Here is a 20011-nt window from a genome sequence, read left to right on the forward strand (position 1 = left end):
CCTCCACTGCAAGTATGAACTATGATCATTTTACAGTGATAGGTTGATATTTTTTGCTGGTATATTTGGGTAAATAAGCGTTTCATCTTATCAAGCAAAAACTGTACACTTTATTCTAGCAGTCACAATCCCACCTCCTATCTAGAAAAATAGCATTAGAAATTGTTTGAGGAGAATTGTAGAATGATGAATGATATTGAGCGGATTATTTTGAACTTAGAACAGGTTAAACTAAATCAGTATTGGCCAGGTTTTGAAAAAGTTGCCTATGCATTATACGATGAGACGAGTGCTTATATTTTTAACCATCCCAAATTTGACAATCAGCAAATAGTGGAAGAAAAGGAACCATTTCATGCTTGTACCCTCATCATATATGAAGGCTACCCAACAGCGATTGTTGATCTCAGGCTGTTTAAAAATTACGAAGACTTATATTCGATCCTTGTCCATGAATTATTTCATGGCTATCAATTTTTAAAGGAAGAAAAACGATTTCCGGATGAACTTATGGGAATCACCTATCCTATAACGGTAGAAAACGTGGAATTGCGAAATCAGGAACGATTGAGTCTTTTTCATGCTTTAATGGAAAAGGAGCCGCTAGCAAAGAAGGAGTACCTTAATACATTTATCGCTCTCAGACAGCAAAGAGAATTACAGCTTGGGGCGTACCTTGAGTATGAGAATTTAATAGAAACGATAGAAGGCCCTGCATGGTATGTGGAACTTCATGCTTATTATGAAACAAGTCAATTTGAATTTTCTGCAGTTTTACAAAAGTATGGTGAGCCGTTAATAAATCAATATCAATCGACAGTAAATATTCGTCGCAGCTGCTATAGTTCTGGCTTGTTTATGTGTCTATTGTTGGATGAGTTATCACCAGGATGGAAGGAAAGCTTTTTTAGTACGGAAAAAACTATCTATCAATACGTGAAGGAGCTTAGCGTTTTTGACGCTCCCTTTCGGACTATTGAAGTCAGTCCTGAAACAGAGAGGGTTGTTCATGCTATTTTCCAAAATAAGGAGGCGGAATTTACCACGTTTAACGAGGAAGCAGGCATTCAACTCATGATTATTGGAAATATGGAGGCAACCTCTTTTGACCCTATGAATATCGTGATGTTAGCGGGTAAGGTTTTACATAAAAATTTCCTCAAAGTTAAAATCCAAGAGAGAGAATATTTATTCGCTCAACCAGTCGTTGCATACGGTGAGAAACTTCGAGAATTTGGTAAACTTCAACTCAAATTAGGGAAAGAACTGTTGGAACGAGATTCCTCTCTTTTTATTGAGGGGGTCGGTGACATTAAAGGGAAAATTGAGAAGAAGAGAAATCAGCTTTACTTATACATTGAGGATTGACTGTCCCCTTAGGGATTGGCTTATGATCCTGATGAGGTGATGAAAATGTTGATAAATGAAGTGTGTAAAGAATGTTCTTTAACAAAAAAAGCGATCGAATATTATGAAAAGCAAGGACTAGTCCGTCCTAAGATTGAAGAAAACGGATATCGGAATTACAGTGCTGAAGATGTTGCAGTCTTAAAAGAAATATTCGTTCTCCGGAGTTTAGGTCTCGGCATCCCTGAGATCAAACATGTCATTTCAAGTGGTGATAAGCAGGCGGCATTATCCAAGTATAAGTATTTGAAGGAATTGGAGAAGCAAAAAGTTGAGAAGCAACAAAAGGGTATTGAGTTGTTAATAGAAAATTATCAAATTGAGCCGGTCAAACAATATATTGAGGATCAGATTAACCCTTTTTTAACCATTAAGGAAAAACTCGTTCAGTCTTTCCCGGGGGTTTATGGAATTTACTTCTCGATTCATTTTGGAAAATTTTTAAACGAAACAATCGATGGCTACGAGAAGAAAGAGCCTATCAAGAGATTATTAGCTTTCTCGATCATTTGGAAGTCAATGAGGAATTAGAGAAATCTATAGAGAACTCCATGGTTCTTTTTAAACAGAAAGACTTAGAGCAAATGGATATGGTTCTTTTTACTGCAGTCGAGAATATTGAGGAGTACATGAAAACAAATAAGCAAAGGATTGAGAAGTACATTCGTTTTCGTGACTCTGAAGAATATAAGTCTACAGACGCGCATAGAATGCAGCAGCTCCTAGTAGAGTTTCAGAAACAAAGTGGATTTACCGACGTATTTATCGCCAATTTAAAAATTTTGAGCGACTCTTATCGTGATTATTATAAAAAGTTAGAAGAGGCAAATGAGCGATTTATTAAGAGCTTTCCGCAAATGAGCAAGGGGGAGGTTCCTTGATTATATGGAAATAGAAAAGGATTTGTCTTAAAGTAGCACAAATCTTGAAGCAACTTAATAGGCTTTGTTATATGTCGATCTTGATTTTTGATTTATTTCATTTGAAACTAGGGTTTCGCATAGCATATTTATAAAGTTGAAGCACTCTTTTAATATAGGCTCAGCCATGTTAATGAAAAAAATAAATATCTCCTTGACTTTTAAACTGTATTAACCATATAATACATATATCGGGTGTATTATGTGGTTAATACATAAGCAAGGGATGCATGTTTTTCCATTTTTTTGTTGGTGGTGTATTAACCGAATGATACAGCACTTTTTAAACCTTTTGTTTGAATGAACTGGGGAAAAAATTTACTAACACTGTATTAATCGTTTAATACATATGATTTTTTGCCCAAACTGTATTAATCCATTAATACATCATTTTAAAAAATCACACATTTTGTTATTAGGAGATGGATCTATTGAAAATTAAATTTAATAACCGGGATCCTGTGTATGTGCAAGTTATTCGGCATTTTAAGGAGCAAATGGCAACAGGGATTATTGAACCGGGTCAGGAGATTCCTTCTAGAAGAGAGCTTGCGAATCGATTGAAGATTAATCCAAACACGGCGCAGCGAGCGTATAAAGAAATGGAGGAAAAGGGATTGATTTTTACTGAAGGAAATTTACCAAGTCGAATGACGACAGACGAAAAAGTATTCCAGACAGTACGGAGCGAGTTGATTTTGGAAGCGGTGGATGCTTTTGTTAGTGCAGTTAAAACGATTAATGTGCCGTTAGATGAAGTTTTGCCAATCATCGAGCAAAAATATAAAAACGAGTGTAATGAATAGGGGGGATTGACTGTGATTGAACTAAAAAATGTAACAAAAAAATTTGGCAAGAAGCAGGTTCTAAAAGGTGTATCCTTTACAGCGGAGAAAGGAAAGATTACTTGTTTAATTGGAATTAACGGTGTAGGGAAAACAACAATTATGAAGGCAATTATGGCTCTTACTCCGATAGATAATGGCGAAATTTTGATAAATGGCGAAAAGCTTAATAAAGGCAGTTATGAAAAAGTTACCTTTATCCCTGATGCGATTACGATGCTGCCCAGTATGAAAATTAGTGAAGCCTTTACATTTATGGCTGATTTTTATAACAGCTGGAACCCGGAAAGGGCAAAGGAGCTTTTGAAATTTTTTAAATTGAATGAAACGGATCGTATTTCTGAGCTTTCAAAAGGAAACACCGCGAAAGTAAACCTAATCCTTGGATTGGCCTTAGATGTTGATTATATCTTAATGGATGAACCTTTTTCAGGAATTGATATATTTAGTCGAGAACAGATTGCCGATGTGTTTACAAGTCATTTAATTGAAGATCGAGGAGTTATTATTACAACGCATGAAATCAATGATATTGAGCATTTAATCGATAAGGCGGTTTTGCTTGATAATGGTGTGATATTAAAAGAATTCAATACGGAAGAGATTAGGGAAACCGAGGGGAAATCTGTTGTTGATGTGATGAGAGAGGTGTATCGAGGATGAACCGTTATTTGAAGCTAGTGAATTTTGAGTTTGAACGCTTTTTTCGTTTTTATCTTATTTTAATAGGGATTACAATCCTTTCAGAAATAATTGGAATCATCGTAAAATCAAAAGCTTATTTGAATCTGGCTCACCAAGAAATTAATGTGAATTTAATGCCGCAAAGCGAGTTTATTGAGCACTTTGGGAAAATGTCTATTCATAATTTTTCGCAATCGGGCTGGTTTATGGGGCCAATTGCTCTCTGTATCGTGACTTTATTAATTTATGTGTTTTTTATTTGGTATCGTGACTGGTTTGGAAAAAACACCTTTAGTTATCGCTTATTTATGTTGCCAACGGAGCGGATTAATATTTATTTTGCAAAGGCAACAACGATTATTTTGTTTTAGGTCTTGTTGCATTACAAATTCTATTATTCCCGATTGAAAGCCAATTGTTAAAATGGCTCGTGCCATCCGAGTTCCGCATTGATATGAATTTGACTGAAATTACTGAAAATCTATATTTCTTATATTTATTATTTCCGAAAACACTGATTGAATTTATCCTTTATTATGGTACGGGAATCATTGCCGTGTTTGTTATCTTTACAGCTATTCTATTTGAACGTTCGTACCGTTTAAAAGGAATCTTTTATGCCATCATTTATGTTGCTGTTTCCTTTCTCGTCTTTATAGGACCTGCATTATTTGATGCGTTTGTTCTTGAAGGATATTTTTATCCTATTGAATTATTCTTGTTAGAAATTGATGCAGCCTTTCTCGTTTTAGCTGGTGCTATATGGGTAGGGAACAAGCTCATCAAGCATAAAATTAGGGTATAAGGGAGGAGTGAGTTAGATGAAACGTTATTGGAAAATTAGTCTGCTCTCAATCGCAGTGGTTGTTGTGTTGGGAACATATTTTTTACAATCAAGCTTAGCAGCGAAAAATGATATAAATATCAAGTTTGAAAAAATAAGTGGCGATGACGCTGAGTTGAATGACTTAGTTATATATGGTGATTTTCAACTTGGAGATATATTCCAATCTTTTAAGCAAGTATCCGAGGAAGAAACAGTTTTCTTCAATAATCAATCTTTTCTGGAGCAATTGCTTCATATTACTGCTAATCCGGTTTTAACAAGATTAATTGATGAACATCGAAATTTTATGAGAGGCAAGGAATTAATAACAAATAATTTTTATGAGGATGAGAATTTATTAGCTTATGCGACGATAAATAGCAAGAATCCTTTTTCTTCAGTTAGAAGTTTTTCTTTTGAAATGGAAGTATTAAATAAAAAATCAAACGAGACGGTCAAAATAGAGTATGATATTCCCGAAAAAGAACGAGTTAGCTGGATTGAGGTCGTAAATGTCGAAGTGATCAATGAACAGGTAAAGGTAATGACGCAAAACTCTCTTCTTGATGGGGGAAGTAAAATAAGTGTGTACACCTTTGATCTGAAAGAGAAAAACTTCGTAAATAAAGAAGAAATTTTATCAACATCTAATAGTGAGGATAGATGGGAAGGTTTAAGAGCAATCAGCGATTATTCATCGATAGAAGCAAAGCAATATGTCTTGATGCTGAAAGAAAATTCCGAGATTAAACAGATTGAGGAAAATGGCTATTACTATCAGGAAGAGGAAATGATCGCAAAGGAACAATATGTGCTCAACGTTGAGACAAATGAATATAAAGAAATCAAAAAATCAGATGAAGAACTCCGCTTTGACTCAGCAGTAAGCGTTGGTTCCTCCATCTACGTTCCGGTTCTGGTGGAAAAAGGCTTCGAATTGCATCATTATGATATTGAAAAGGATGAATGGAGCGCGAAAGAGATATTTAATAGGCCTGATATGAAAAATGGTTTTGAATCCAGTTTCTTAAAGTTGATGAATGGAAAATTTTATTTAACGTATTTATCAAATGACGGTCACATCCTTTTTATTGGGGATATGAAAACAGGCAAAACCTTATATGAAGGAAAGCTAAAGGTCGATAGTGCAAATTACAGCGAAGATAGTCTTAATATACATGATATAGAGTAAAGAAGGACGTTTGAAGAAAGAACGAGAAGGAATTTTAAATTTTTTCTCTAAAAAGATGGGTTTTGGTGATGAAGATGAGAGAGAATCTTAATGATATTCAATTTGAAGAAATCGTGAATATGTATAGTCCGGAGTTAAAAAAATTAGCGTGGAGATATGTGATGGACTCATACCTTGTGGAAGATATTGTTCAAGAGGTTTTCATAAAATGTTATCTCCATCAAGAACAATTAGAAAGCTTCCATTCGATTAAAGGGTGGTTATACACGATAACGAGAAATCAATGTATGGATCATTTAAGAACAAGTTATCACCAAAGAGTGGTACCAACCTCCGAATTCTTTATTGCCAATGAACAGACACCAGAATCAGAAGTGATGACGCAACAGCTCGGGGAGGAAGTTCATAAGCAAATGAATAGCCTCCCTGATAAATATCAAGAAATTTTATATTTGTCCTATATGAAAGATTTGAAAATGAAAGAGATCGAAAAATATTTGAATATTAATATCTCGACTATAAAAACAAGACTTTTTCGAGCAAAACGTCTATTAAGGCAATCGATGAACTAAAAATCCAAACCGCATGGCTTGGGTTTTTTTATTCTCAAGCACACATAGTTAAATTTCTAACAAACTTTTGGCATTACGGCGATTTTTTCAAAGGAAAGCCCCTTCGCTTAATCCTTGCAGAACAATCGACCCTCAATGATCCTGCGCTTTAATTTGTCTGACAATTTGTAATCAAAAGGTTGATGAATAGACATTATGCTTCCTTTGCAAACCTTCTTTTATTGCGTAACAGCTTCCATCTAACTGATACATACTATTGTCGATACTGAAAATAATACTTGTATGGTTATCCTTTTCTAACGGAGGGAGTGAACACCTCTAACTGCTATTAGAGGATATATAATGAAAAATATCGCTGACATGGTTCATATAGGTGAGTTAATAGCTGTTTCTCAAGTTTTTCAACTAAATCCTTTTCAGATGGTAACTTCAATAGAAAAGGGCTTGGTAGAAGTATTTGAAACAAAGGAAGATTTTTTAGCTAAATATGGAGTTAAAGAAACGTATGATGAATTAGATGATTGGTGTGAGTTAAACAATGGTAAGCTTTTTACTAAATTAAAGTAGAAGTCAGTGTATCCAGGTGATGATTGCTCCATTAACGTCATTATCCGTTTCATTAGTTACAGCCGTTTTTAAGCTCAATAAAAACTTAAAACAAGAAATTGTTTTTTGCCGAGTTTAGACGTAAGAATCAAAGTGTTGTAAGAATGATAAGGCGCTTAATTTTTCCTCTTTTCAGCTCGAAACGCTGGAATGCTCCTAATAAAAGAGTAATGTTGGTCACCCTTTGCTTTTGGAGCTGTTGCGTTTTCGTTGTGAATTTTGATATTGTTCACAAACGATGATCAATGAACCAGTTATTAATAAAATGATGCTTAATGTATAAGGAACCCAGCCAATGATTTCCCCTAGTACTATTGCAAGTTTGCCAGGCGGATCACTCCAACCTGATAAATTAGGAATGTATAAAGCAATTGCCAGATGCATGATGCCAAATAATATGATTCCTGTAAAAAATAAAAAGTAGCCTAAACGGGTTAAGTCTTTATTCATCTAATCTCTCCTATAGTTTATCGAAATAAACAATTAAGTACTTTTATTATCATATTTGTTAAGCTGGGAACTGAGCGGCGTGCTCATTAAAAAAGGATTATTCCATTTGTTCTATACTTTTTCGGACGATTTCCACCATATCATCTTCGGCGCCGAGACTAAAGTTAAAGAAAACACCACTTCCTCCGCCAGCGCCAATTGCTGATATGAAAATAGTATTGTGAGAACCGACTACAGTAAGGCTTAAGCTAGCCCTGTTGCCATTTCTCATAAAATATTTATCATAGACTCGAACGGCTATTTTAGTATCTTCAATCGTGTAGTTGCTTTCTGCGACTAACTTCATACTTATTCCACTGTTGTTAATATCATTTTGCAATTGGTTGATTACCTCTTCAAACTTACCATTAATCGTTTTTTCATACTTTGCCATATGGACACCATCCTACCTATAGTCTTTCTAATTCTATGGAATTAGAGGCTTTATATTAAAAAGGCCTGAAAATCAAGGCTGTACACGAAATGAGCCCAAAACCGCTTTATCAACCATTCTGATGAACAAAGTCATTACTTTTAATATACATTTTTATTGCTGTTTTTCAAACTTATTTAGAAATAACGCGAATGAAATATCAATAGAAAATTAGCTTTACAGTGAGAAGTTTTGTTTTGGGAGAAGGATTCTAGCTTTTTGTATGGAAGTATTGAAGAAACAAAACTTTTTTGGATTGGAGAAATGGATGCAGACTAGATTGCTTGAAAAAATAAAGAATGTGCAAAATGAGAATGAATTTTCTGGTTCTGTCTTGGTTGCAAATGAGATGGAGCAGATAATAGAGCTAAGCTTTGGCTATGCAAATCGCTCCGAGCAACTAAAAAATCATTATGCTACACGCTTCGGAATTGCATCAGGGTGTAAGATATTTACAGCCGTTGGCATATGTCAATTAGTGGAGAAGGGAAAACTATCATTTTCAACAAGATTGGATGAGTGTCTCGATGTTAACTTCCCTCATTTTGATCAGAGGATAACGATTCATCATTTATTAACACATACAGCAGGAATTCCGGATTACTTTGATGAGGAAGAGATGGAAGATTTCGAAGAATTGTGGATCGAAAATCCTATGTATAAAATAAGGAGCTTGCGAGATTTTTTGCCATTATTTCAGAATAAGCCAATGAAATTAAAGGTTGGAGAAAGATTTCACTATAATAATGCTGGCTATATTTTATTAGGCTTAATCATTGAACAGATAAGTGGCCAAACTTTTTCCGACTACATTCAAACAAACATTTTTTCTCAAGTTGAGATGATGGAATCAGGCTATTTTGAATTTGATGCACTTCCGTATAATACGTCATTTGGCTATATTGATTTTCCTGATGGAACGTGGAAAACCAATATTTATTCCTTACCTGCTAAAGGCGGTTCAGATGGTGGTGCATATGTGACCGTAAACGATATGGGGAAGTTCTGGCATGCGCTTGTGAACGGACATATCATTAGGAAAGAAATGCTTGAGCAAATGCTCACCCCACACGCTCAAGTAGATGAAGAAGAAGAAGATCATTATGGCTATGGTGTTTGGGTTGAGAAGAAAGGGAAAGAGGTGCACAAATATCATGTGATGGGTTATGACCCAGGTGTAAGCTTTCATTCTGCTTTTTATCCTCGTGACGGTACAACTGTAGTTGTTTGTTCCAATAAATCTGAAGGTGCATACGGGGTAATGAAGGGAATTGAACAAATTATCTCAGAAGAATGGAACAAGTGAGAGCTTTTCAGCATAAGAAATGGGTGAGTGAATGAAAGGATGGAAGAATCCTATTTTGCTAATTTTAGGAATAGGGATTTCTTATTTGGGAAATTGGATCTATTTAATTGCTTTAAATTTATCTATATTAGAGTTAACAGGCTCGGCAGCAGCTGTGGCAGGCTTATATATTATTAGACCGATTGCTATTTTGCTAACAAACACTTGGGCTGGGAGTGTTATAGATCGGGTAAATAAGCGAAAATTAATGATAATCATTGACCTTGCCAGAGGCTTACTTGTATTTTGTATTCCGTTTATTGGTTCACTGGTGATTATTTACTCGCTACTTTTGCTAATTAATATCGTTGGAGCTTTCTTTGGGCCAAGTTCAGCAGTATATATAACTAAATTGGTTCCACAGGAAAACCGAAAAAGGTTCAACTCAATCATGAGTATGACCAATTCAGGCGCCTTCCTGTTAGGACCAGCGATAGCAGGCGTTCTCATTATGTACTTCGGAACCGAATTGTGCATGATGATTAATGCAGTCACTTTTATAGTCTGTGCGTTTTTTATATTTCTTCTTCCGAATGTTGAGGAAGGACAGCATCGTAACAGAGAGCGTGTAGACTGGCAGCTATTATTAAATGATTGGCGGACAGTGACAAACTATGTAACGAAGGCGAAGGTTTTTATGATTGTTTATGCCTTATTTCAAACTGCAATGTTAATTGGATTTGCCCTTGATTCACAAGAGGTTACATTCATTAAACAAATTTTGCAATTATCAGATTGGGAATATGGGGTCATCGTAAGTATTACTGGTGTTGGGGCGTTAGCAGGAGCTTTTGTTGCTGCAGTAATCGCTAAAAAAATACCCTTGAAATGGTATTTAGGAGCAGGGATGTTTTTAACATCTGTTGGATATGCGTGGTTTTATTCCTCGAACAGTTTTATAACAGCAACGGCTGCCTTTGTTTTTCTCGGTTTTTTTATGGCCTTTGCTAATGCGGGCTATGCAACTTTTTTCCAAAATAATGTCCCTGTGAATATTATGGGGCGATTTGGGAGCATGGCCGATATGCTGCAAGGTATCGTTCAAATAGGTTTTACCTTAATTTTAGGTTTTCTTGCGGAATGGTTTTCATTACAACTAGTGTGCCTAATCTTCTCGGTTATCGGGATTTGCTTCGCGCTAGCTCTTCTTATCACGGTGTTGCTGCCATCAAAGCTAGGAAATGTTTTAATGGATTAGTGAATGAATTTTTTTAGCTTTTTTGCAACTTATTGTGATATTCTATCTTTGCTTAATGTTTAAGCACAGTTTTCTATTTAAGGGAGGATAAGTGAAAAATGGAATACATAAGAATAACAAGTATAGATGATCCGTTGTTTAAGCAAATGCATCAGCTAATGCAAAATATTTTTCCACCAGAAGAAGTATTGGAATTTGAGCTATGGAGAGAGCCATTAGAAGATTCGGGAATTAGAGTATTTGTTGCTGTGCACGAAGGAAAAGTGGTTGGAGCAACAGAATATCGCTATTATGAGGATTTTAATGTCGCAATGACAGATTTTACGATTATCGGTGAAGCTGGACTTGGCATCGGTCCTTTTTTAGCCAATAAGAGAGCGGATGATTTAAAAGCGTTAGCGGAAGCAAATGGAAAACAGCTATTTGGTATGTTTGCAGAAATTTATGATCCATATCGGGTCGAGCACTATGAATTTGGCGGCGTCAAACCGATGGACCCTTATGTGCGCCGTGAAGTGTTGTCTCATTTAGGCTATCGCCGTTTAGATTTTCCATATGTGCATCCGTCTTGGAATAATGATGGAAAAGCGGTTGAGGGGTTAGACCTTTCTTTTTTAACGATAGACCCTGAAGTGAATGAAATCAAGGCAGAACTCGTGGTGGCATTTTTAAAAAGGTATTACACCGTGTTACCAAACAAGCCTCAGAAGTGGTTGGATATGATTGCAAACTTAGAAACGGAAGAAACCGTTGCGTTAAAACCATTTTAATAGGTTGAATACTGAGTTTCGCCGATATATTGTTTTTTTCGCTGATAAATTTGCTTTTTCGCCGATATATTTTTTAAAACGCCGATATAATCCAAGTTTCGCCGATATATGAAAAAAAGCGCCGATAAATATATGTATGGATAAAAAGTGTTTAAGCAAGTGATAAGGAGCTAGGACATAATAGCTTCAAATCATGAGAAAGGTGAATTTGAGTACGCTCAAATTCACCTTTCTCTATTTTGTTCTTCTTTATTTATGATGTCTTGAACGATATCTTCAATCGTGACACCGCTCAAAACCTTTTCCAGAGCTAATTGAGCGGTTGCTAAAATAGGGGTAATCGCATCTTGAATGTTCCGACCGACAAGGCATTGCGGATTTGAATTTTCATGGATGTTAAATAATTCGTTGTCCTGAACGACATCAACTGCTTTGTACACATCCAATAAAGTAATTTCCGATAAGTTTTTAGCAAGCTTCGCTCCCGCAATTCCTGGATGGACCTCCACTAGTTTAGCCTTTTTTAACATGCCGATAATTTTTCTTATTAGTGCAGGATTTGTATTCACACTGGCGGCGATATATTCTGAAGAGCTAACTCCTTCTTTATTAAATTCAATTAAGGTTAATATATGAACGCCTACAGCAAAACGGCTGCTGATCGACATAGAGAATCACCAACTTTATAAGAGTTTTAACGCAATTATACGATATGACTATTATTATACTAAATAGAAATCACTATATGAAATAGGGAATGTTTGTGTAGAATTCTTGACATGATTTATAATTGTAATTAAAATGGTTACAGGTAATCATAAAAAATTGATCGGGGGAAAAGAAGATGAAAATGTTAGTAACTGGGGCAACAGGGAAGCTTGGCAGCAAAATAGTGGAAACTTTGCTACAAACAGTACCTGTAGAACAATTAGCTGTCAGTGTTCGTGATCCAAAGAAAGCAGAAGGACTGCAACGGCGTGGGGTTGAGGTCCGTCAAGGGGATTTTGACTATCCAGAAACATTGGATTCAGCTTTTGCAGGAATTGAGCGTTTGTTGCTGATTTCAGCCGATGGTGATAATGATACAAGAATTCGCCAGCATTCCAACGCAGTGGCTGCAGCGGAGCGAGCTGGAGTTCGCTTTATTGCTTATACGAGCATTGCCAATGCAGAGGGAAGCACGAATTCCATGGCACCGGTGCATAAAGCAACGGAGGAAGCGATTTTAAAAACAGGAATTTCTTATTCCTTCTTGCGCAATAACTGGTACTTAGAGAATGAAATTTCTAGTATTCAAGGTGTTATTGCAGGTGCGCCGTGGATAACTTCAGCAGGAGACGGAAAGGTTGGCTGGGCATTGCAGCAGGACTATGCGGAAGCAGCTGCAAAAGTGCTAGCTGGTGAGGGACATGAAAACACGGTCTATGAACTTTCAGGACCACTCTTATCACAGCAGGAACTTGTTACAGCAATTGGAGAAGTATTGGGTAAAGAGATAACAATGCAAAAAGTGGATGATGTCACTTATGGTGAAATCATGAAGGGTGCTGGACTGCCAGACTTCCTCATCCCAATGCTAGTCAATATTCAAAAGGACATACGTGAAGGATCACTAGCAATAGAGAGTGAAGATTTCGCAAAAGTTCTTGGACGATCAACAACGCCAATTAAAGAAGCACTTACGCAAATCGTGAACGGGATTAAGGCATAATATAAGTAAAACCGGCTTCCATTTGGAGGTCGGTTTCTTGGTTTTTATTGAATGATTACCGTTCAATTTCCTTAATGATTTTTGCGGGATTACCGCCTACAACAACGTTGTCTGGTACATCCTTCGTCACGACGGCACCAGATGCGATGACGGCATTATTTCCGATTGTGACACCTGGATTAATGATCGCATTGCCGCCAATCCATACATTGTTGCCAATTGAAATCGGCTTTGCATATTCATTTCCTGAATTACGTTCAGTAGGATGAAGTGGATGAGTCGCTGTATAGATTTGTACACCGGGGGCAAGCATGCAATTATCACCAATACGTACTTCGCAAACATCTAAAATGGTACAGTCAAAATTGGCAAAAAAATTCTCTCCGACATGGGTGTTATATCCATAATCAAAACGGATATTCGGTTCCATATAGATATGCTTTCCTGTGGAACCAAGTAATTCTTTTAATAAACTAGTTCGCTTTTCTAATTCAGTTTCTAACGTTTGATTGTAAATTCGAACCTTGCGTCTAGCTTCCTCACGTTCTGTTACTAAAACTGGATCGGCTGGATTGTACATTTCACCTGCTAGCATTTTTTCTTTTTCTGAGCGCATAAACGTTGTTCCTTTCCTGAATATATTATTGCGTTTTGTAATATGCCGTTTTTTGAGTCATTACATGTGAAACCTTGGTTTCGCATGAGGAGAACCAAAAGTCTTTAGTAAAAAAACGTTAAAAAGACGGGGGTGTAACAGAAAATAAGATCGAAGCTGTCTGTTCAAATGTATTTTCCCATTTATGATGCATATGAGCGGGAATTTTAACGCTATCGCCTGTTTCTAAAATATATTCCTCATGATTTAAATAAATTTTGATTTTTCCTTCAAGCACATAGGCGATCTCTTCTCCTTTATGTTCGAGTAGCTTTTCAGACGATACTGTTTTCGGAGGTACATTCATAATGGCTGTAGCCAATGTACCTGTGAAATTGGGGGAAATGAGTTCGTATGTTAAACCATCGACAATCATTTCTTTTCGCTGCTTCGATCTTACCACTAAATCAGCAGTAGGGGTATCCTCAAGTAAAAAACTAAAGGTGGGTACATCAAGTGTCTTCGCTAGTATCTTTAATGTTTGAATCGATGGATTAGCTAGGCCACGTTCAATTTGACTTAACATGGAAGGAGTTATCTCAGCGGCCTTAGCCAACTCTCTGCTACTCAATCCTTTCTTTTCACGACATTCCCTCACCTTTTTCCCGATATTTATACTCTCCATCCTTTATGCTCCTTTTCGTTTACATGAAATTTAAAGTTTATTTTCTAAAAAATACTAAACAGCAATATCATTCTGTGTTAAATTATATTTAATGTAATTAAATTATATTTTGTGTAGACTTTTATTTCAACGAGTAGGGGTGGCCAAAATGAATGATTTCTTGACCTTTTTATTGTTATCACTTTTTGTTGTCATGAGTCCAGGGATAGATACGGCGTTGATTACAAAAAGAACGATTTCAGATGGTAGAAAAGATGGCTATAAAATGGCGTTAGGAATTACGACTGGTTCATTGATTCATACAGTGGCAGCTGCCTTTGGGCTTTCGGCAATCCTCATGCAGTCTGCTCTTGCTTTTGAAATTATAAAATATATTGGTGCGATTTATCTTATTTATCTTGGAGCATCTTCTTTTATCAAAAAAGGGAAGGTTAGTAAGTCCCACCTTGGGGAAAATGGGAGGAAATCGCCTTATACGCAAGGGCTGTTATCGAATGTTCTAAATCCTAAAGTGGCGATGTTTTTCATTACTTTTCTTCCCCAATTTGTGAATGGATCAGGCAATGTAACGATACAGCTTATGACAATGGGATTTGTGTACACCGTCTTATCAATTACATGGTTTTTTGTTTACGTGTTTTTCATTAATTATTTGCGTGAATGGTTAATGTCCGCGAAGGTTCAAAGAATCATGGACAAAACAACAGGGCTTATCCTCATAGGATTCGGCTTGAAGCTAGCGTTGGAAAAAAGGTAAGGGAAGGTTGACTAAGGAGCTATCGGTTGTAAATGGCATTCAGCAAATTGGAGATTAAGTATAAGCTATTGCGTTAAGGAAAAGGCAATTGTAATATTTACTCAGCAAAATTATTTTCTTGACGCTTAGGAGAAGAGAAAAAGTTTGGTTTTGCACTCACTAAAAGGGCGAGGCAGAGCCAAACTTTTCTTTTAAACGAGATTGCTCACATTGTACAGTAAAGACAATCCTTTTCCGTGTGTACAAAGTAATCTTTGTTGGGACTTCTCTAAATCAGTTCGTTGAACTTTTCCAATGATTGTTTGAAATCATAGTTTGGAATATTTCAACCTTTTAAGGATTTTTTATTAGTAAAAATATCTTTTAATCATTCTTACTCGCCGTCCAGATCTTTAAATGCTGTCACTATCTGCCATGTAATACCGAACTGATCAGTCAACTGAGCATAGGCGGGGCTGTAACTGGTAGCACTTAATGGCGTATCAATTTCTCCACCAACAGATAATTTTTCAAATAATCTCTTCGCATCCGCTACTTCCTGTAAATCGATCATAATGGTAATTGTTGTTCCTGCTGTAAAGTTTTGCCCAGGCAAAGCATCAGCAAGCATTAACTGAGAGGTGCCAATGTTTATGTGTGCGTGCATGACATTTTCTTCATAGCCCTCTGGGATCCCCTTTTCAAATTCATGGGGCCAATCTTTTAAAAGTTCCATACTTTCCACCTCAGCTCCAAAGGTATCTGCATAGAAGGTAACAGCTTCTTTCGCGTTTCCGTTTAACAATAAATAAGGGGTTAATTTTACATCCATGGTAAGAACATCCTTCCTCTATTTAATTAATTTAAAGCTCTTAGATCTCAATTTTTCCTCACTAAGTAATCCATGCCAATCATTAGTTAGAGTGTTCGCCAATGGAGAAATCAAAAAGACATGACCTCTATACTTCGTAACGCCTCTTGAATGATACCTCACAGGCGTTCACAAATTGTATCTGTTCTTTTTCAGCTTTTTAAAGCCGCTACAGGAATTGTTTCTTCCTCTTTTGGAATATGGCCACTGTTGTAGATTAATAACAAAGCATAACGGTCCCCTCCTTTATAATGTTCAATTATATTTTGGCACAAAAGGGGAGGGGGGGACTTCTTATAGATTGCGGAATGCAATAGTATCGGCTAATAGCTTAGGTAAGTTAATCAAAATCGGAGGGTCTTCAGGTAGAGGAGGACGTAAGCGCACATCTACATGGGCATGCACGGAAGATGGAAAGTGTAAAACATCTTCCACTTTTCCTCGTAAACATTCATTTAGAACAAAATAGCGCAGAGGATTCAAGGTCTCTTCGATAGAGCAGACCAATAGATAATAGTATCCATCTGGGATATGTGTAAAAGTATGTCTATTTGTTTGAGTTAAAGCAGTGCCGACAATAGGTTTGTGGTTAGGGATAGGAGTGTGGAATAGTCCGGCAAATGTAATACTTGATTGATAATTTTCAGGGTAATGGACTGTGAAAGAGAGTTGGTTATTTTTTCCTTCATCGTTTTCTTCCGAATAATTATGAAGGCTACATGGAGAGTTTTTTTCGTATTCTTTTGTGATCCCATAAAGAGATTCGACCTGTTTTTTATATTCACGAGGTGAAAGACCCGTTTTTTTCGCAAAAGTAGTTGAGAATGTACCTAAACTTGAAAATCCTGCATTAAAACTAGAATCAGTGACGGAAAAATTTTGTTTTAGTAATTCTTGTTGTGCTCGTTCAATTTTGATAGAAGACAAATAATCTGCAGCTGAAAAGCCCGTCAGTCTTTTGAACTCACGGCTAAAATGATATTTACTATACCCGAAGTGATCGGCTACCTCTTCGATAGTCAACTCGTCAGATAGATGGTTTTTTATGTAAGTAAGAATATCAACAATGATTTCGTTCATAGGAATCTTCCTTTTCAGTCAATCTTTAATGCAAGGTTTCTTTTATTGTACTTCTCATCTGCTCAATCAACAATGATTTTATCAATGTTTTGGGGGAGTTATCATCAATATTTTTAGTAAAACGGCTTTAGCTAGTAGGACAAAAAATGAAAAGGCGGTTTTAAATTAGAGAGAATTATGTTAAGTAGAGTAACGTAAGTCATAGCTACGAGGAGGTATTTTGTTGGTGTTACCAGTTGTTCTCCCATCATAACCACTTTCGCCTTTACATAGGATGAAAAGGAAGGGAGTGGGACGGATGAGCAGAATTGCGACAGAATATCATTACTTGAATTATCCGAATGATATGATCCGGCTAATTCAAAACGGATTAAACAAAGGAACAGTGCCGAAAAGAATACTGATCGCAGGGGCAGGAATGGCGGGGCTTGTGGCAGCCTCTCTTTTAAAACAGGCTGGCCATTATGTAACAATAGTGGAGGGAGATTCTCGCATTGGAGGACGAATTTATACGGTTCGCAAGCCTTTTAGTGCGGGCAACTATTTGGATGTTGGTGCTATGAGAATACCTCATAACCATCTATTAGTGTCTGAATATATTCGTCGCTTCAAGCTGAAAACAAATCGCTTTATTAATGCTACTGCGAATGATTTAATTTACGTTAATAATGTGCTAACGACAAGCGATCATTATGAACAAAACCCTGATATACTGCAATTTTCTCTCACCGGTTGGGAAAAAGGAAAAACGGCGAACGAACTTTTTTTAGCTGCCGTACAGCCTTTTTTGGATCGTTATCAAAGTGGTACTTCGGAGGAACAAGAAGAATTGATGGAGCAATTTGATCAATATTCGATGGAAGCTTATCTTAGAGACAATCCTTATGGACCATCTTTGTCATTGAACGCGATCCGAATGATCAGTATTTTGCTTGGAATTGAAGGCTTTCGTGAGCTTTCGTTTGTAGGAATTGTAACAAATATTATATATCCGATTTTTAATGAGGATGCCGTTTTTTATGAAATCGAAGGTGGGAATGATCGCCTTCCTTATGCATTTTTACCTGAACTAGGGAACGAACTTTTTTTAAATGAGAAAATATATAAGATTATACAAAATGAGCAATGTGTTTGTTTTCAAACAATCAATCAACGCAACGGACAAATTCAAACATTTACAGGAGACTATGCGATTATTACCATTCCTTTTTCAGCCTTACAGTTTATCGATTTTGAACCGTATGAGTCGCTCACTTTCAATAAACGCCATGCGATTAGGGAGCTGCTATCAATACCGTCCGTGAAAATTGGTATTGAGTTTAAACATCCATTTTGGGAAAGGCTTAAGGTCGGCAATGCAATTTCTGATCTGCCGACACGGTTTAGTTATATTCCTAGCCATAATATCGGCAAAATGGGGCCAGCAGTAATGCTCGCAAGCTACAGTTGGGGACATGATGCTGCCTTGTGGAATAGTCTATCTAATCAAGAGGTCATTCAATATGCTTTAAGGGATTTGGCGAAAATTTATGGATCCGTTGTGTATCAAGAGTTTTTACAGGGTTTTACCTTTAATTGGAGTAGAAATCCTTTTTCAGCCGGCTGTTTTACTCTATATGCTCCTGGACAAAAAGCAGATTTAGGGGACGTGATTTATCAACAAGAAGGCAGATTGCATTTTGCTGGTGAGCATACTTCCACTTTTCACGGTTGGGTGGAAGGAGCGATTGAATCCGGAATTCGGGCTGCATATGAAGTTAATCGAAGATAGATACTGAAAAAGAGGTTGACATTCAGAAGTAGATTATATATCATTATCTTGAATTAAAGATAAATCAATCCGAGATAAATGCTTATTTTTTTAATTTAATATCTCGAATTCGAGATATTTTGATAAGTAAGATAAGATAAATACTAGTAAATAATAAGAAGAAGCATTTTTCCAATTATGACGTTCTGTAATGGAAGAGAAAAAATCGTGAAGGTATGAATTTTGGCTAGAGACAATTAAGCGGAAGCCTTTGCGATAGAAATGATATGAAAGAGAAGTGATAGACATGGGTAAACAAACAGCAGGAATTCATCATATTACGGCAATTGTTGGACATCCTCAGGAGAATGTAGATTTTTACGCTGGTGTATTAGGGCTTCGTTTAGTCAAGCAAACAGTCAATTTTGATGATCCAGGCACATACCATTTTTATTTCGGTGATGAAGAGGGAAAGCCAGGAACGATCATTACTTTTTTTCCATGGTCTGGAGCAAGACAAGGGGTTATTGGTGATGGCCAGGTAGGCGTAACGACTTATGTTGTACCAGCTGATTCTATAGCTTTTTGGAAAAGGAGATTGGAGAAATTTGCAATTCCATTTACAATGGTTGAACGTTTTGGTGAGCAATATTTAAGCTTTCTTGATCCGCATGGACTTAGATTAGAAATAGTTGCACGAGCTGGTGGTGAGAAAAACACTTGGTCTTTTGGTGAAATAACTCCAGAAGTCGCAATAAAAGGGTTTGGAGGGGCGATATTGTTCTCTGCACAACCTAAAAAAACGGCTGAATTGTTAGAGAAGGAATTGGGCTTTGAACTTGTTGGGGAGGAAGGAGATACGGCTCGCTTTCAATCATCAGCAGACATTGGCAATATTATTGATCTGAAACTGACTTCAAACGGCCCTGGTCAAATGGGAGTAGGAACAGTTCATCATATTGCTATGCGCGCAATCGATGATGCAGATCAATTAGATTGGCAAGAGCACCTTTCCATGAAGGGGTATGGCGTAACTCCAGTTCAGGATCGCAATTATTTTAATTCGATTTACTTTCGTGAGCATGGGGAGATATTATTCGAGATTGCAACCGATCCCCCTGGGTTTGCTCTTGACGAAACTCACGACCGTTTAGGTGAAAAATTAAAATTACCAGAACGATATGAAAAGTTTAGAGCGCAAATTGAACGTGGCCTTATTCCGTTTGTTGTAAGAGAGTTGGATTAATCGTTTAAACGGATTGATTTCTAGTGAATCAACCCAAAATACAGTGTGGG

Annotated in this window: 24 protein-coding genes; 17 read left to right on the top strand and 7 right to left on the bottom strand. The window is 36.7% G+C overall.

The genetic code is table 11. From position 1 onward, the window contains the following. Positions 1 to 183: 183 nt before the first annotated feature. The 10 genes from PZE06_RS18440 (at position 184) to PZE06_RS18480 (ending at position 7013) form a co-directional block, all read left to right on the top strand. Complete coding sequence (locus PZE06_RS18440) at positions 184 to 1368, top strand: hypothetical protein (protein ID WP_275791797.1); 1185 nt, start codon at positions 184 to 186, stop codon at positions 1366 to 1368. A gap of 45 nt (positions 1369 to 1413) precedes the next feature. Next, the gene (locus PZE06_RS18445; RefSeq protein WP_275791798.1) at positions 1414 to 1938 is read left to right on the top strand and encodes a MerR family transcriptional regulator; all 525 of its coding nucleotides are present in this window, start codon (positions 1414 to 1416) and stop codon (positions 1936 to 1938) included. Positions 1939 to 1958: 20 nt separating this feature from the next. After that, positions 1959 to 2288, top strand: coding sequence for a hypothetical protein (locus PZE06_RS18450; protein ID WP_275791799.1), 330 nt, complete (start codon positions 1959 to 1961; stop codon positions 2286 to 2288). A 470-nt stretch (positions 2289 to 2758) separates the two neighbouring features. Continuing rightward, a complete protein-coding gene (locus PZE06_RS18455; protein ID WP_275791800.1) occupies positions 2759 to 3133 on the top strand; it encodes a GntR family transcriptional regulator in 375 nt (124 codons plus the stop codon). 12 nt (positions 3134 to 3145) lie between these two features. After that, positions 3146 to 3835 (top strand): ABC transporter ATP-binding protein, encoded by a 690-nt coding sequence (locus PZE06_RS18460; protein WP_275791801.1) that lies wholly within the window; start codon positions 3146 to 3148, stop codon positions 3833 to 3835. After that, complete coding sequence (locus tag PZE06_RS29615; RefSeq protein WP_306421263.1) at positions 3832 to 4227, top strand: hypothetical protein; 396 nt, start codon at positions 3832 to 3834, stop codon at positions 4225 to 4227. Before PZE06_RS18460 ends, PZE06_RS29615 begins: the two co-directional genes overlap by 4 nt. Positions 4228 to 4271: 44 nt before the next feature. After that, the gene (locus PZE06_RS29620) at positions 4272 to 4661 is read left to right on the top strand and encodes a hypothetical protein (RefSeq protein ID WP_306421264.1); all 390 of its coding nucleotides are present in this window, start codon (positions 4272 to 4274) and stop codon (positions 4659 to 4661) included. Between the two features lie 16 nt (positions 4662 to 4677). After that, the gene (locus PZE06_RS18470; RefSeq protein ID WP_275791802.1) at positions 4678 to 5874 is read left to right on the top strand and encodes a hypothetical protein; all 1197 of its coding nucleotides are present in this window, start codon (positions 4678 to 4680) and stop codon (positions 5872 to 5874) included. Between the two features lie 74 nt (positions 5875 to 5948). Next, a complete protein-coding gene (locus tag PZE06_RS18475; protein WP_275791803.1) occupies positions 5949 to 6446 on the top strand; it encodes an RNA polymerase sigma factor in 498 nt (165 codons plus the stop codon). A 342-nt stretch (positions 6447 to 6788) separates the two neighbouring features. Then, positions 6789 to 7013 (top strand): hypothetical protein, encoded by a 225-nt coding sequence (locus PZE06_RS18480; protein ID WP_137744458.1) that lies wholly within the window; start codon positions 6789 to 6791, stop codon positions 7011 to 7013. 216 nt (positions 7014 to 7229) lie between these two features. Here the strand turns inward: PZE06_RS18480 and PZE06_RS18485 are convergent, their stop codons facing one another. Both PZE06_RS18485 and PZE06_RS18490 read right to left on the bottom strand, forming a co-directional pair. Then, the gene (locus PZE06_RS18485; protein ID WP_137744459.1) at positions 7230 to 7502 is read right to left on the bottom strand and encodes a hypothetical protein; all 273 of its coding nucleotides are present in this window, start codon (positions 7500 to 7502) and stop codon (positions 7230 to 7232) included. Positions 7503 to 7599: 97 nt separating this feature from the next. Continuing rightward, positions 7600 to 7935 carry a DUF6054 family protein gene (locus PZE06_RS18490; RefSeq protein ID WP_137744460.1) on the bottom strand — a complete coding sequence of 112 codons (336 nt, stop codon included), beginning with the start codon at positions 7933 to 7935 and terminating at the stop codon, positions 7600 to 7602. A 307-nt stretch (positions 7936 to 8242) separates the two neighbouring features. Between PZE06_RS18490 and PZE06_RS18495 the strand changes: the two genes are divergently transcribed. From PZE06_RS18495 to PZE06_RS18505, 3 genes are all read left to right on the top strand, one after another. Continuing rightward, positions 8243 to 9280 (top strand): serine hydrolase domain-containing protein, encoded by a 1038-nt coding sequence (locus PZE06_RS18495; RefSeq protein ID WP_275791804.1) that lies wholly within the window; start codon positions 8243 to 8245, stop codon positions 9278 to 9280. A gap of 31 nt (positions 9281 to 9311) precedes the next feature. Further along, entirely contained in the window at positions 9312 to 10517 is a 1206-nt protein-coding gene (locus tag PZE06_RS18500; protein ID WP_275791805.1) for an MFS transporter, read from the top strand. A gap of 98 nt (positions 10518 to 10615) precedes the next feature. Beyond that, entirely contained in the window at positions 10616 to 11287 is a 672-nt protein-coding gene (locus PZE06_RS18505; RefSeq protein WP_275791806.1) for a GNAT family N-acetyltransferase, read from the top strand. A gap of 224 nt (positions 11288 to 11511) precedes the next feature. Here the strand turns inward: PZE06_RS18505 and PZE06_RS18510 are convergent, their stop codons facing one another. Then, positions 11512 to 11955 carry an Rrf2 family transcriptional regulator gene (locus PZE06_RS18510; RefSeq protein ID WP_275791807.1) on the bottom strand — a complete coding sequence of 148 codons (444 nt, stop codon included), beginning with the start codon at positions 11953 to 11955 and terminating at the stop codon, positions 11512 to 11514. A 176-nt stretch (positions 11956 to 12131) separates the two neighbouring features. Here PZE06_RS18510 and PZE06_RS18515 point away from each other — a divergent pair, with 176 nt between their 5' ends. Beyond that, the gene (locus PZE06_RS18515) at positions 12132 to 12998 is read left to right on the top strand and encodes an SDR family oxidoreductase (RefSeq protein WP_275791808.1); all 867 of its coding nucleotides are present in this window, start codon (positions 12132 to 12134) and stop codon (positions 12996 to 12998) included. Positions 12999 to 13053: 55 nt separating this feature from the next. Here the strand turns inward: PZE06_RS18515 and PZE06_RS18520 are convergent, their stop codons facing one another. Beyond that, a complete protein-coding gene (locus PZE06_RS18520; RefSeq protein ID WP_275791809.1) occupies positions 13054 to 13614 on the bottom strand; it encodes a sugar O-acetyltransferase in 561 nt (186 codons plus the stop codon). A 118-nt stretch (positions 13615 to 13732) separates the two neighbouring features. Then, the gene (locus PZE06_RS18525) at positions 13733 to 14278 is read right to left on the bottom strand and encodes a cupin domain-containing protein (protein WP_275791810.1); all 546 of its coding nucleotides are present in this window, start codon (positions 14276 to 14278) and stop codon (positions 13733 to 13735) included. Positions 14279 to 14426: 148 nt separating this feature from the next. On the opposite strand from PZE06_RS18525, the gene PZE06_RS18530 reads away from it, so the two are divergent. Then, the gene (locus tag PZE06_RS18530) at positions 14427 to 15035 is read left to right on the top strand and encodes a LysE family translocator (protein WP_275791811.1); all 609 of its coding nucleotides are present in this window, start codon (positions 14427 to 14429) and stop codon (positions 15033 to 15035) included. A gap of 373 nt (positions 15036 to 15408) precedes the next feature. On the opposite strand, the gene PZE06_RS18535 is transcribed toward PZE06_RS18530, so the two are convergent. Together PZE06_RS18535 and PZE06_RS18540 are read right to left on the bottom strand one after the other, a co-directional pair. Beyond that, positions 15409 to 15846, bottom strand: a complete 438-nt coding sequence (locus PZE06_RS18535; protein WP_275791812.1) for a VOC family protein — start codon at positions 15844 to 15846, stop codon at positions 15409 to 15411. 333 nt (positions 15847 to 16179) lie between these two features. Further along, a complete protein-coding gene (locus PZE06_RS18540; protein WP_275791813.1) occupies positions 16180 to 16965 on the bottom strand; it encodes a helix-turn-helix transcriptional regulator in 786 nt (261 codons plus the stop codon). Positions 16966 to 17263: 298 nt separating this feature from the next. Between PZE06_RS18540 and PZE06_RS18545 the strand changes: the two genes are divergently transcribed. Together PZE06_RS18545 and PZE06_RS18550 are read left to right on the top strand one after the other, a co-directional pair. Further along, entirely contained in the window at positions 17264 to 18736 is a 1473-nt protein-coding gene (locus tag PZE06_RS18545) for a flavin monoamine oxidase family protein (protein ID WP_275791814.1), read from the top strand. A gap of 286 nt (positions 18737 to 19022) precedes the next feature. Further along, entirely contained in the window at positions 19023 to 19961 is a 939-nt protein-coding gene (locus PZE06_RS18550; RefSeq protein ID WP_275791815.1) for a ring-cleaving dioxygenase, read from the top strand. Positions 19962 to 20011: the final 50 nt, after the last annotated feature.

Source organism: Robertmurraya sp. DFI.2.37 (assembly GCF_029211245.1).
GTDB lineage: Bacteria > Bacillota > Bacilli > Bacillales > Cytobacillaceae > Robertmurraya > Robertmurraya methanolica_A.